The organism is Moraxella tarda, assembly GCF_035181405.1.
GTDB lineage: Bacteria > Pseudomonadota > Gammaproteobacteria > Pseudomonadales > Moraxellaceae > Moraxella.
Map to the genome: position 1 here is coordinate 46,934 of NZ_JAYGGV010000008.1, position 12,118 is coordinate 59,051.

Annotated in this window: 12 protein-coding genes; 8 read left to right on the forward strand and 4 right to left on the reverse strand. The window is 42.8% G+C overall.

Going from position 1 to position 12,118, the window contains the following annotated elements; translation table 11 throughout:
- Positions 1-42 precede the first annotated feature (42 nt).
- Together U9670_RS08415 and U9670_RS08420 are read right to left on the reverse strand one after the other, a co-directional pair.
- Positions 43-2,265, reverse strand: a complete 2,223-nt coding sequence (locus U9670_RS08415; RefSeq protein ID WP_323842416.1) for an NADP-dependent isocitrate dehydrogenase — start codon at positions 2,263-2,265, stop codon at positions 43-45.
- 297 nt (positions 2,266-2,562) lie between these two features.
- The gene (locus U9670_RS08420; protein ID WP_323842417.1) at positions 2,563-3,450 is read right to left on the reverse strand and encodes a LysR family transcriptional regulator; all 888 of its coding nucleotides are present in this window, start codon (positions 3,448-3,450) and stop codon (positions 2,563-2,565) included.
- A gap of 391 nt (positions 3,451-3,841) precedes the next feature.
- Between U9670_RS08420 and U9670_RS08425 the strand changes: the two genes are divergently transcribed.
- The 7 genes from U9670_RS08425 (at position 3,842) to U9670_RS08455 (ending at position 8,740) form a co-directional block, all read left to right on the forward strand.
- Entirely contained in the window at positions 3,842-4,480 is a 639-nt protein-coding gene (locus tag U9670_RS08425; protein ID WP_323842418.1) for a DedA family protein, read from the forward strand.
- Positions 4,481-4,598: 118 nt separating this feature from the next.
- On the forward strand, positions 4,599-5,045 hold the full coding sequence (locus U9670_RS08430) for a GatB/YqeY domain-containing protein (RefSeq protein ID WP_323842419.1): 447 nt from the start codon (positions 4,599-4,601) through the stop codon (positions 5,043-5,045).
- Between the two features lie 246 nt (positions 5,046-5,291).
- Positions 5,292-5,642 (forward strand): sulfurtransferase TusA family protein, encoded by a 351-nt coding sequence (locus U9670_RS08435; protein ID WP_323842420.1) that lies wholly within the window; start codon positions 5,292-5,294, stop codon positions 5,640-5,642.
- A 353-nt stretch (positions 5,643-5,995) separates the two neighbouring features.
- Positions 5,996-6,850, forward strand: a complete 855-nt coding sequence (gene rpoH, locus U9670_RS08440; protein ID WP_323842441.1) for an RNA polymerase sigma factor RpoH — start codon at positions 5,996-5,998, stop codon at positions 6,848-6,850.
- A gap of 240 nt (positions 6,851-7,090) precedes the next feature.
- A complete protein-coding gene (locus U9670_RS08445; RefSeq protein WP_323842421.1) occupies positions 7,091-7,498 on the forward strand; it encodes a DUF423 domain-containing protein in 408 nt (135 codons plus the stop codon).
- Positions 7,499-7,624: 126 nt separating this feature from the next.
- Positions 7,625-7,834, forward strand: a complete 210-nt coding sequence (gene thiS, locus U9670_RS08450; protein WP_323842422.1) for a sulfur carrier protein ThiS — start codon at positions 7,625-7,627, stop codon at positions 7,832-7,834.
- Between the two features lie 54 nt (positions 7,835-7,888).
- Positions 7,889-8,740 (forward strand): nitrilase-related carbon-nitrogen hydrolase, encoded by an 852-nt coding sequence (locus U9670_RS08455; RefSeq protein ID WP_323842423.1) that lies wholly within the window; start codon positions 7,889-7,891, stop codon positions 8,738-8,740.
- 55 nt (positions 8,741-8,795) lie between these two features.
- Here the strand turns inward: U9670_RS08455 and rsmI are convergent, their stop codons facing one another.
- Together rsmI and yihA are read right to left on the reverse strand one after the other, a co-directional pair.
- On the reverse strand, positions 8,796-9,629 hold the full coding sequence (gene rsmI, locus U9670_RS08460) for a 16S rRNA (cytidine(1402)-2'-O)-methyltransferase (RefSeq protein ID WP_323842424.1): 834 nt from the start codon (positions 9,627-9,629) through the stop codon (positions 8,796-8,798).
- A 165-nt stretch (positions 9,630-9,794) separates the two neighbouring features.
- Positions 9,795-10,484, reverse strand: a complete 690-nt coding sequence (gene yihA / locus U9670_RS08465; protein WP_323842425.1) for a ribosome biogenesis GTP-binding protein YihA/YsxC — start codon at positions 10,482-10,484, stop codon at positions 9,795-9,797.
- 616 nt (positions 10,485-11,100) lie between these two features.
- Between yihA and U9670_RS08470 the strand changes: the two genes are divergently transcribed.
- On the forward strand, positions 11,101-11,793 hold the full coding sequence (locus U9670_RS08470; RefSeq protein ID WP_323842426.1) for a c-type cytochrome: 693 nt from the start codon (positions 11,101-11,103) through the stop codon (positions 11,791-11,793).
- Positions 11,794-12,118: the final 325 nt, after the last annotated feature.

Below are 12,118 nucleotides of genomic sequence, written 5' to 3' on the forward strand. Positions count from 1 at the left end.
AAAATACCACCTAAGCGATGGCATTTTTTTGAGTTTAAATCATCATAACTGAGAGATGATATTATTGAATGTTGCACTTGGACGCATCGCAGCACTCAGCAGTTCACGGTTGGCGGCGTAGTAGCCATTGGTGGTTACCGCTGCACCTTGAACACTGTTTAGTTCGTTGATGATGGCATCTTCGTTGTCTGCCAAGGCCTTAGCGATTGGCGTAAATTCTGCCGCAAGACTTGCGTCAGCACTTTGAGTTGCCAATGCCTCTGCCCAGTATTTGGCTAGGTAGTAGTGGCTGCCACGGTTATCAAGCTCACCTGCTTTGCGTTTTGGCGATTTGTCATTGAGTAGTAGTTTTTCGGTTGCGGTATCTAGCGTATCGGCCAATACTTGTGCTTTGGCGTTACCTGTTTTTTGGGCGGTGTGTTCTAATGATACTGCCAATGCCAAAAACTCACCCAGACTGTCCCAACGCAGATGGTTTTCTTCATTAAACTGCTGTACATGTTTAGGAGCTGAACCGCCTGCACCAGTCTCAAACATACCGCCTCCGTTCATTAGGGGTACGATAGAGAGCATTTTAGCCGATGTGCCAAGTTCTAGAATTGGGAATAGGTCGGTTAGGTAGTCACGCAGTACATTGCCTGTAACACTGATGGTATCTTGCCCATTTTTTAGGCGTTCAAGGGTCAGCTGGGTGGCATCAGCGATGGACAGAATGCGAATATCTAGACCTGTGGTATCAAGCTCGCCAAGATAAGTCTTGACTTTTTTAATCAACTCAGCATCATGTGCACGCTTTTCGTCTAGCCAGAATATGGCAGGCGTGTCAGACAATCTGGCTCGGTTGACGGCAAGTTGCACCCAGTCTTTGATTGGTGCGTCTTTGGTTTGGCAGGCACGCCAGATATCGCCAGCTTGTACAGTATGCGATAACAAGACATTGCCAGCATCATCAATGACCTCTACTTTACCATCGGCAGGAATTTCAAAGGTTTTGTCGTGTGAGCCGTATTCTTCAGCTTTTTGAGCCATCAAGCCCACATTTGGCACAGTGCCCATCGTGGTTGGGTCAAATGCACCGTGTTCTTTGCAAAATCTGACAACGGTATCGTATAGCGGAGCATAAGTACTGTCTGGAATGGTAATTTTTGTGTCTTGTAGCTCACCTTTGGCGTTCCACATACGGCCAGAGGTGCGAATCATCGCAGGAACAGAAGCATCAATGATGATGTCGCTTGGTACATGAAGATTGGTAATGCCTTTATCGGAGTCCACCATAGCCAATGCAGGACCTTCGTAGTATGATTTTGCAATCAATGTTTCTACATTGGTGCGTGTGTCGGTGTCCAGCTTATCAAGGTTGGCAAATAGATTACCTAAGCCGTTATTGACATTCACGCCAGCGTTGCTCAGCTCTTTATTGTATCTTTCAAATACTGGTGCAAAGAAGGCTTGTACAGCATGACCAAAAATGATGGGGTCGGAGACTTTCATCATGGTGGCTTTCATGTGTAGGCTAAACAATACGCCTTTATCTTTGGCGTCCTTGATTTCATTTTTTAGGAATGAAATCAAGGCATCTTTATTCATGACGGTCGCATCAAATACTTCGCCGGCTTGTAGGGCAACTGGTTTACGAAGTTCGGTGCGTGTGCCTGTGTTGTCAGTAAAGACTAGGCTTACATTGGTTGCATGGTCGGTGGTGAATGATTTTTCATTATGAAAAAAGTCGTTGCTTGACATGGTGGCGACATGAGTTTTGGAGTCATTGCTCCAAGCGCCCATTGAATGCGGGAATTTTTTGGCAAAATTTTTCACCGCTTTTGGTGCACGGCGATCAGAATTGCCTTCACGCAATACAGGGTTGACTGCCGAGCCTTTGACACGATCGTAGCGAGCTTGGATTTCTTGTAGCTCTGTAGTGCTGGTGTCGCTTGGGTAATCTGGCACATTGTAGCCGTTGTCTTGCAATTCTTTGATGGTGGCAAGCAACTGTGGCATTGAGGCTGAAATGTTGGGCAGTTTGATGACATTGGCATCAGGCCGTTTAACCAGTTCGCCAAGCTTGGCCAAAGAGTCCTCTTGACGCTGGTTTTCGCTGAGATATTCAGGAAACTGTGATAAAACACGAGCAGCCAAAGAAATGTCGCTGGTGATGAAGTCGATATCAGAGCTTTTGGTAAAGGCTTGAACGATGGGTAGTAAAGAGTGGGTGGCTAGGGCAGGGGCTTCATCTGTATAAGTGTAGATGATGGTAGATTTACTCATGAAAACTCCAATTTATTGTTTCGTAAAATTTGATGAATGTGGCAATGTTATTTAAAAAATCTAACATAAAACTTGATGGTAAGAGCCAGTGAGGGTGTTGGGTATTTGTGTGCTTGCCCATGTTCTAGTGGCACTTACTGCATTTTACATTTTACAATGATTCCATTTATTGCTTGTCTATTATAACATTTAAAGAATGATGGCAACTATTTTGTTTGTAGAATAAAATGATGATAATCATTTATTTAAAAAATGATACCATATCAAATGAATCATCAGCTGGCAATTTTGTCTTGATTAGGGTTTGATGATGCCATCAAGCAATGCCAAAAAACCTTTCATGTATGTCGTTTTAAGACTGCTTGTGCGTATGGCGGCGTGTAGCTGACAGTATACCCCATCTCCAAGTGTGCGACTCACCACCCAGCCTTTTTTTTCATAGTCACTTGCCACCCAGTCGGGCAAGGCGGCAACGCCTCTTTCGCTTGCCACCAGCTGAATGAGCATGGCGGTCAGCTCTGTGGTACGCATTTGTTTGGGTGTGATGCCAGCTGGACTTAGAAATTTGGCAATGATGTCCAAGCGTTCTTGTTCAACAGGGTAAGCGATGAGTGTTTCATCGGATAAATCATTAGGGCTGATGGCAGACTGGCTTGCCAAACGATGTGCAGGCGACATGACCAGACGGCTTTCGTAGGTAAATAATGGCTGATAGCTGATGCCATCAATTGGCAAGTTGCTTGTTGTGATCAGTAGGTCGATGTCGCCATCAATGAGCATTTGATGTGGCTCGGGTTCAAAACCTGTGGCAAAATCCAGCTCCACATCGCTGTATTCATGTCGATAAGCATTCAAAATCGGCATGAGCCAATCAAAGCAACTATGGCATTCACTTGCCAAGCGTAGCCGTCCTGCTTGTCCATGTGCAAGGCGTTTGATGTCAGATTTGGTGCGTGCGACTTGTGGTAGGACATTGTCGGCAAGTTGTAGCACCAGCTTACCTGCTGGCGTAAAAGTGATTGGGCGTGTACGGCGATTGACCAGTGTAATGTCGTAGTAATTTTCTAGTTCTTTTAATTGGTGCGAGATGGCGGATGCGGTGAGGTTGAGTTCGTCGGCAGTCGCAGCAAGTGAACCATGACGAAAAAGGGCAGAGAGCATTTGTAGATGGCGAATTTCTAGCATGATAATCCAGTATGATGATCCTAGTATGTCAATCTAAGCTGTGATTAAGCTGTGATTAAGCTGTGATTAAGCTGTGATTAAGCTATGATGATGGATAATGAAAGCATGGCATTATTTTAGCACAAGATTTAAAACATGAGGTTGACAATCTTTGGCTTAAAAAGTGGTTTGATGCTTGTATCACGATTGGTATTTTGTTATTTTTATCATGGTTTTAAGTTTTGTCGTATTGATATTGGTGTTGGCTTGTGTTGATGACCAATGCTGGTGTGCCTAACATGGGTGTTGCCATCAATCTATCAATTATTTATTGTGTGATGCCGTCTTGTGATCAGCTGCAAAGTTTGCTAAGATGATTGGTTTTTAAGTTGGATACATCGGGCAAAAAGTCATGGACATCATCTTACAATTCATTGATTTTATTTTACATATTGACATACATTTGGCAGAGTTCTTGATGGATTATGGCTTGTGGATTTATGGCATTTTATTTTTGATCATCTTTGTTGAGACGGGGTTTGTAGTCATGCCATTTTTGCCAGGTGATAGTCTGTTGTTTGCAGCAGGGGCGTTGGCAGCGGTAACAGGTGCACTAGACCCATCTTTACTCATCGCATTGCTATTCATCGCTGCTGTGCTTGGAGACGCTTTAAATTATCATGTTGGTGCATACATCGGTCCAAAAGTTTTTGATAAAAATTATCGATTCATCAACCAACAACACCTACTAAAAGCCAAAAGTTTTTTTGATGAGTATGGTGGCAAGACGGTCATCTTTGCTCGCTTTTTGCCTTTTGTGCGTACTTTTACCCCTTTTGTGGCTGGGGTGAGTGGCATGAATTATCAAAGATTTTTTGTTTATAATGCCATTGGTGGATTTTGCTGGACGGCGTCTTTTATTTTACTGGGTTTTTTCTTTGGCAATCAGCCTGTCATTAAAGATAATTTTACCTATGTGATTGTTGGGATTATTGTGTTTACCGCTTTGCCTGTATTGATTGGTTTTGTCAAAAATAAGATGGGTCAATAAGATGGGTTGGTGATGCCAAAATTTGTATCATTGCTGTCAAATGATGCTACGCACCCGATTTATTTTGCTGACAAAAAACGATATAATGATACATCAACCCACCAAATCGGAGTAAACCATGACCTTAAAAACCACCATCACTGATGCTGTTAAAACCGCCATGAAAGCCAAAAACATGGAACAAGTCAAGGTTTTGCGTAATGTACAAGCAGCGATTAAGCAAATAGAGATTGACAATCAGCAGGATTTGGATGATGCACAAGTGCTGGCAATTTTGCAAAAACAAATCAAGCAACGCCAAGAGTCTTTGGGTATTTATACCGCTAATGGTCGTGAGGATCTGGCACAAAAAGAGCAGTTTGAGATTGATGTGATTGGCCAGTTTTTGCCAGAACAGCTGTCTGATGATGAACTTGCCAAAATTGTTGCCAGCACCATCGAGCAGTTGGGTGCAGCAGGCATGAAGGACATGGGTCGTGTGATGAATGCGGTCAAAGAAAAGACTGTAGGACAGGCTGACCCTGCGGTGATTTCAGCCTTGGTTAAAAAAGCCTTGACCGCCTGACTTTATTAATGACTGATGCTATCAAACCCCCTGCAATAAAAAACCTTGCTATGATGGCAGGGTTTTTTTATTTATTTTTTTTTGGTTTGGTTGTTTTTTATTTAATGATTTTTTAGTTTATATTGCCTTGCAAAATACGGTTTTGCCCAGATATCAAGCCAAGTTTTTTAAAAATTTTTTTTTTGATTTTTAACTCATAATTTTTTGATTACTAATGAGCTAATAATAATCTGATAAAGAGTCTTTATGTCAAATTTAACCCTTGCTCCAAAGTTGATAGAGTGTCTGAGTGATGCTGAAATGACCTTCATTCATAGCCATCTTGATGAATGTATGACAGATGCTGTGATTGCTGCGTTTTTTGATGCTCGTGGTCTGCCTTGTCCGATGCCATTATTAAAGGCAAAGGTCAGCTTGCGTGCGGTGGCAGATGGCGAGAGTCTGTATTTGGTGGCAAGCGATAAAAACTCCCAAAAGGATTTGGTGATGTTTTGTCAAAAGCAGTGCCTTGAGGTCATGACTTGGCAAAGCAATACACAGATGCACAATGCAGAAAACTATTTTCACTTTATCATCACAAAAAAGGCTAGCGTTTAAAGCCATTAAGCCTTACAATAGAGCTGAGATTATTTTTTTAAAGTATAATGATGACAAAAAAACGCAACGATTTTGATGCTTATGATAATGACTTTCAAGACAGCTTTGATGGCGACTATATAGATGGTTATGCAGATGACTGTGAGCTAGATGAGTCGTTGCTTGATGATGGCTTTTATGAGATTGATGGTATAGACGGCATTGATGACATAGACGATGTGGATTATGATGAATCAGACGATGATGGCGATGATTATGGTGAAAAACCTGCCAAAAATCCTGTGCGCGCTGTCATTGAGCATGGTGATAGAACATCTGATTATGTGGTGGCTACACGAGACCTAGTGCCTGCGATGCCAACACACTTGGCAGCACCAGGGGTGAATTTGGGGGCTTATATCAATACCGTGCATCAGATCCCGATTCTGACTCCTGAAGAAGAAAAACAGCTTGCCGAACGCTATTATCATGATGGCGATGTTGAGGCGGCTCGTTTGTTGGTCATGAGCCATTTGCGTTTTGTGATTCATATTGCTCGTAGCTATTCAGGCTATGGATTGTCGCAGGCTGACTTGATTCAAGAGGGTAATTTGGGCCTAATGAAGGCAGTAAAACGCTTTGACCCAACGAAGGGTGTGCGTCTGGTGAGCTTTGCTGTGCATTGGATTAAGGCAGAGATTCACGAATTTGTCATAAAAAATTGGCGAATCGTGAAAGTTGCGACCACCAAAGCACACCGCAAGCTGTTTTTTAATCTAAGAAGTCTTAAAAAATCAAGCAATCAGCTGACCTTGGAAGAGGCTGAAGCCATTGCTAAAGATTTGAATGTTGCCGTCAAGCAAGTGCTTGAAATGGAAAGCCGTTTGACGAGCTATGATGCATCTTTTGAGATGCAGGACTCGGACGAAGATGATGGCCGCTATGCACCGCAGCTATTTTTAGAAGATGCCATTGACCCTGCTGATGTGGTTGAAGAAGCTGATTGGGAAGAAAATACGACAAACGCCCTAAAAGAAGCGATGGGCGAACTGGACGAACGCTCACGAGACATCATCACACAACGCTGGCTTGCTGACCAAAAATCCACCCTGCATGACTTGGCGGCTGTGTACAACATCTCTGCTGAGCGTGTTCGCCAAATAGAAAAAAACGCCATGGATAAGATTCGTGAAGCCATGACCTTAGATGGCTCGATACTAAATGATTAAAATCGGCAAAATCGGCAACATGAATTGTTAAGATACATCTAAAAAAACGCTTGCCCTGATGATGAATGACAAGATGAATGATAAAAGATTGGCTTTGTACTAAGCTTGTCTTGCATGAAGCCAATGCGTGAAAAATATTTGTATTTTTTGTATTTAATACAAAGACTATTTAATACAAAGACTGTTTAATACAAGATTGGTAAATTTGTATGAAATTTTGTGTGGTTTGAGGCATTGCTCATGAATTGGTTAAAAATTGCTGCATTAAATCTGGCGTTAGGTGTGGGGCTTGGTGCGTTTGGTGCTCATGGTTTGGCAGATTTGGGGGCGTATGAGCTTAAAATTTGGCATACAGCCACGCTTTATCTGTTCATTCATGCACTAGGTCTGCTTGTGCTTGGTGTGCTAAATGCAGCTGGTTCTTATCGTGTCAATTTGCCTGCCTATCTGTTACAACTTGGTGTACTGATTTTTAGTGGTACGCTATACGCCATCGTTCTTGGTGCACCAAAATGGCTGGGCATGATCACGCCTGTTGGTGGTGTTTTGATGATACTTGGCTGGCTAAGTCTTGCTTTTGGTGTATCAAAAAAATATCATCATTCAAAAAAATCCAAGCGTTCTAACCCAAGCGTTCTTAGGGGCTGACTGGCAGGTTGGATTTCATTCAAAATCAGCCAAAATGATGATAAAACCAAAATGCTAAATTGACCAAAGCAATTTTATCTGGTTAGTTGGTTGATCTGATTACATGAATAATATGAAATGAATGACATGAAAAGCATGAAAAACATTACGCTCAATGGCGAAAAACACACCACCGACAAACGGACACTGCTTGAGCTACTGAGTGAACTTGGCATGACAGAAGGTCGATTTGCCGTGGAGGTTGATGACACACTTTTGCCAAAATCTCGCCTAGGCGAGGCGGTCATCATTGATGGTATGAATGTCGAGGTTGTGCAAGCGGTTGGTGGTGGTTAGTTCTGGATTTGTGTTTTGAACTTATGAAAATGAAAAGGTTTAAAAGGTGTTGTCATGCCCATTAACATTGCCAGTATTCAGCTTAATAGCCAAACCGACATTGATAAAAATCTTGACATTATTAGCCGTGCGGTTGCCCAAGCGTCTGTACAGGCTGATGTGGTCATCTTGCCAGAGAATATGTGTGTGATGGGCAGGCAAGCAGAGCTTGCCCAACGCTTTGATGAAGTGGCTAGCCATATGGCCAATCTTGCCAAAACACACGGCGTTCATCTTGTGGCAGGTACATTGCCTTGTGCCATTCGCCCAGACGGCACGCCTACCATGCAGGATAAGTACCGCCAAGTCAGCCTTGTCTTTGATCCAAAAGGCGTGCAAATTGCTCGTTATGATAAAATTCATCTGTTTCGTGCCACTGTCAATGATGGCATAGGTAGCTATGATGAGGGCAAGACCTTTGAAGCAGGCGACAAACTGGTGGTTGTGCCCATGAATATCAAAGGTAAGACGGTCAATCTGGGTATGATGATTTGTTTTGATGTAAGATTTGCTGTGATGGCACAGCGACTTCGCCAGATGGGTGCAGACATCATCAGTGTTCCAGCTGCTTTTACTCACCAAACAGGCAAGGCACACTGGCAGATGCTCTTGCAAGCACGCGCTTTGGACAGTCAATGCATGATGATCGGCAGTACCCAAGGGGGCGAGCATCATATCGGTAGCAGTGTGCGTAAGACTTGGGGTCATGCAATGATGGTGGACGCACATGGCGTGCTGATGGCAAACAGTGAGCAAACCTTGGTTGATGAGTCAGGTTATTTGATTGTCTGTGGTGAATTTGATAAAAACAAACAAAGCCAAATTCGCCAAAGTATGCCAATTTTTGACTGCCATCAGCTGGCGTGATTGACAAAAAACAACCCATCATTCATTCTTGCAAATCTTTTTTACTATACTTTGTTTAGTTTGCTCTTGTCAGCTCAATCAATCTGTCATACACCACGCTTTTTTTAAGTCCCAAAACCTCTGCGACCACGCCACTTGCCTTTTTGGGTGGTAGCTCTTTGTTTAGGGCAAGTAGCCAATCGTCATAATCGGTCGCTGCGGTCTGCTCGGTGTTGCCTGCGACAACCAGCACAATCTCGCCTCGTTGTTGATTGCCATCATTTTTGACAAAATCCAATAGCTCGCCAAGTGGCAGTTTTTTGATGGTTTCAAAGGTTTTGGTGATTTCACGGCATAATGTCGCAGTACGCTGACCACCAAATACCGCCATCATGTCGCCAAGACATTCTACAATGCGATGCGGTGCCTCATAAAAAATCAAGCTCTCACTGCGATTTTGATAGGCTTTTAGTGTTTCGATTCGCCCATGCTGTTTGGCGGGCAAAAATCCAACAAAGCTAAACCTATCAGATGGCAAGCCTGCCACCGATAAAGCACCGATGACCGCACAAGCCCCAACAACAGGCACGGTCTGTATGCCAACTTCATGGCAGGCCCTGACCAGCCTAAACCCTGGATCAGAGATTAGGGGTGTGCCAGCGTCTGAAATGAGAGCGATGCGTTGCCCATTTTGCAAGCGTTCGATGAGCCGTGCTGTTTGGCTGTCGGCATTGTGCTCATGATAGGCGATGGTGGGGGTGGAGATGTTAAAAAAACTTAATAATTTGCCACTGGTGCGAGTGTCTTCGCACGCTATCACATCTGCGGTTTTTAGAGTGTCTATCGCTCGTGCTGTCATGTCGTTTAGGTTGCCAATCGGTGTGGCAACAACATACAAAATGCCTGTCATTGATTTTCCAGTTTTTTTAGTTTTGCAGTTTTTTTAGTTTTTGGTTTTAAGTTTTTTTGGCTTTAAAATATGAATGGCAGGCCGATGCTTGCTTTGGCATTAAGAAAGCTACCATTGACTTAGCCTACCTAATTTTATTTAGCCTATCTTGGCTAGTTTGCCAATTTAGCTCAAATCTTGCGTTGATGGTTCATTGTGTGACTCATCATGATCTAAATGCTCATCAGTGCTTGGGTTTTTGCCCAAATGTAGCCAATCACCCAAAACATCAGCAAGCTCATCAAGTCCTTGTTTATTAAGAGCAGAAAAAAGCTGGATAGAAAAAGGTAGCTCTAATGCTTGAAGCTGTTTTTTGGTTTGTAGCAGAGCGGTTTTTTGGGCACCACGCTTTAGCTTGTCCGCTTTTGTTAAAAGGACATGAACGGGCAATCCACCATCTTTTGCCCAATGAAGCATCTGCTCATCAAAATATTTTAGGGGGTGGCGAATGTCGGTGAGCAAAATCAAGCCCATCAGGCTTTGGCGATTGACCAGATAATTTTCTAGCTCTTTTTGCCATTTGATTTTCATCGCCTCTGGCACCTGAGCATAGCCATAGCCAGGCAAATCCACGATACGACTGTCTGGTGAGCCGACATTAAAAAAGTTGATCATCTGTGTCCGCCCTGGGGTTTTTGATGAGCGAGCAAGCTGTTTTTGGTGGGTGATGGTGTTGATGGCAGAGGACTTGCCAGCATTAGAACGGCCTGCAAACGCCACCTCAAAACCTGTGTCTTCAGGGCAGAGTTTTAGCGTAGGTGCAGATAGAGTAAAAGCGGTTTGGCGGATGATTTTTTGATAGTCGGTGGTATTCATGTTGTGTATTTGTTAAAATTTTAAAAATAAAGCTGATCATATCATGTGTTAAAAGTAGTGTACCATGAAAGGCAAAAAATAGCGATAATAAATGGTTTTGAGATGATTTTTTTAGATGGTAGATGATACAAATCCGCCAAGGATTGTAGGGGGTAGGGGGATTGTACGAAGATTGTAGGATTGGTGATTTAATTTTAATGGCTTTAAAGTACAGCATAGTCAACAAAATTGCTGCCTTGATACTATTTGACAACACTGTTTAATGAGTAACATTTTAATGAGTAACATTCATTTTTTATTTTTTTTGTAAATATGATGACATAAACAGCTCAAACCATAGAATGATTTTGGCAGATTGGTCAAAGTGGGTTAAAAAAAGCGATGATTTGGGCGGTTTTTTTCACGATTTTAAGAAAAAACAGATTTTTTTAAAAAAAATGTTACCAAAACCACAATTTTTGTAGGAAAATTTGGCGAAGTCTTGCTATAATAGCAATTATTTTTGGTGTGGCTATTTTTTTATCCGTTGCCAAAAGCAAATTTCGTTTTTTATTGAGTTATTTTCAACAAAACCCAAGACTTGGGGTCGCTCCCAGTAAGTTAGTAGGAAATTGTTATGAAACCTGCAAATAAAGCCATTCTTGCCAAACTTGTCCTTGCTATGGGCTTTGGTATTGCCAGTATGACCGCCACCGCCATTGTTACCGTGCCAAGCTATGACATTGAAGCAGGTAAAAAAATCGTTGATGCCAACTGTGGTGCCTGCCATGGCGTTGATGGTGTGAGCATTGCACCAGCACAGCCAAATCTGGGCGGCCAGAATATCAAATATCTGTACAAACAGTTGGTCGATTTTAAAAACAAAGCGCGTCGTAATGGCGTGATGGAAGCTCAGCTTGTGGGTCTGACCCAACAAGATTTGGCCAATGTGGCAGGTTATTATGCCAGCCAAGCACCTTGGACGCCAGGCTATGGCAACAAAGCAACCTATGCCGAAGCACAAAAGCTGTACTTGGGCGGGGACAAGACCCGTGGGGTCATTCCTTGTGCAGGCTGTCATGACCCTAAAGGCTCTGGCAACGCATGGGCGGCCTTTCCACGCCTAGGCGGTCAGCACGCCACTTATTTGGCCACTCAGCTAAAGCTGTTCCGTGCTGCAGGGCGTGAAGATGAAGTTGCTACTGATGGCGAGGTGCGTACCAATGATGCCGCTAAAAAAGGCGAAAAAGGCATGATGCAGATGGTCGCTGCTAAGCTGTCTGATAAAGACATTAAAATCTTATCAGAATTTTTATCAGCAGTGCATTGATTGTATTTTTTTATTGGGCTGATCACTTAGGCTGACTGTATACTATAGATTAACATACTTTATATTAACTGTATGATTGTATAAAGCTTATTGTATTTTTGGGGTGTTTAAGTGGTACATGACCAAACCGCATGAGCCACTTGGCTGTTGTTAAGACAACGGCTGTGTTAAACAACCCACTGGGTAAATTTAAAATGTGGTTGTTGAATGCCCATACAAAAGTACAAAGAAAACAAAAGTACAAAGAAATCTGCGTAAAATCTGTACAAAGTGTGCAAAGACAGTGATACAAAAAGCCATACAAAAAAAAGCAGTTGTGCAAAAG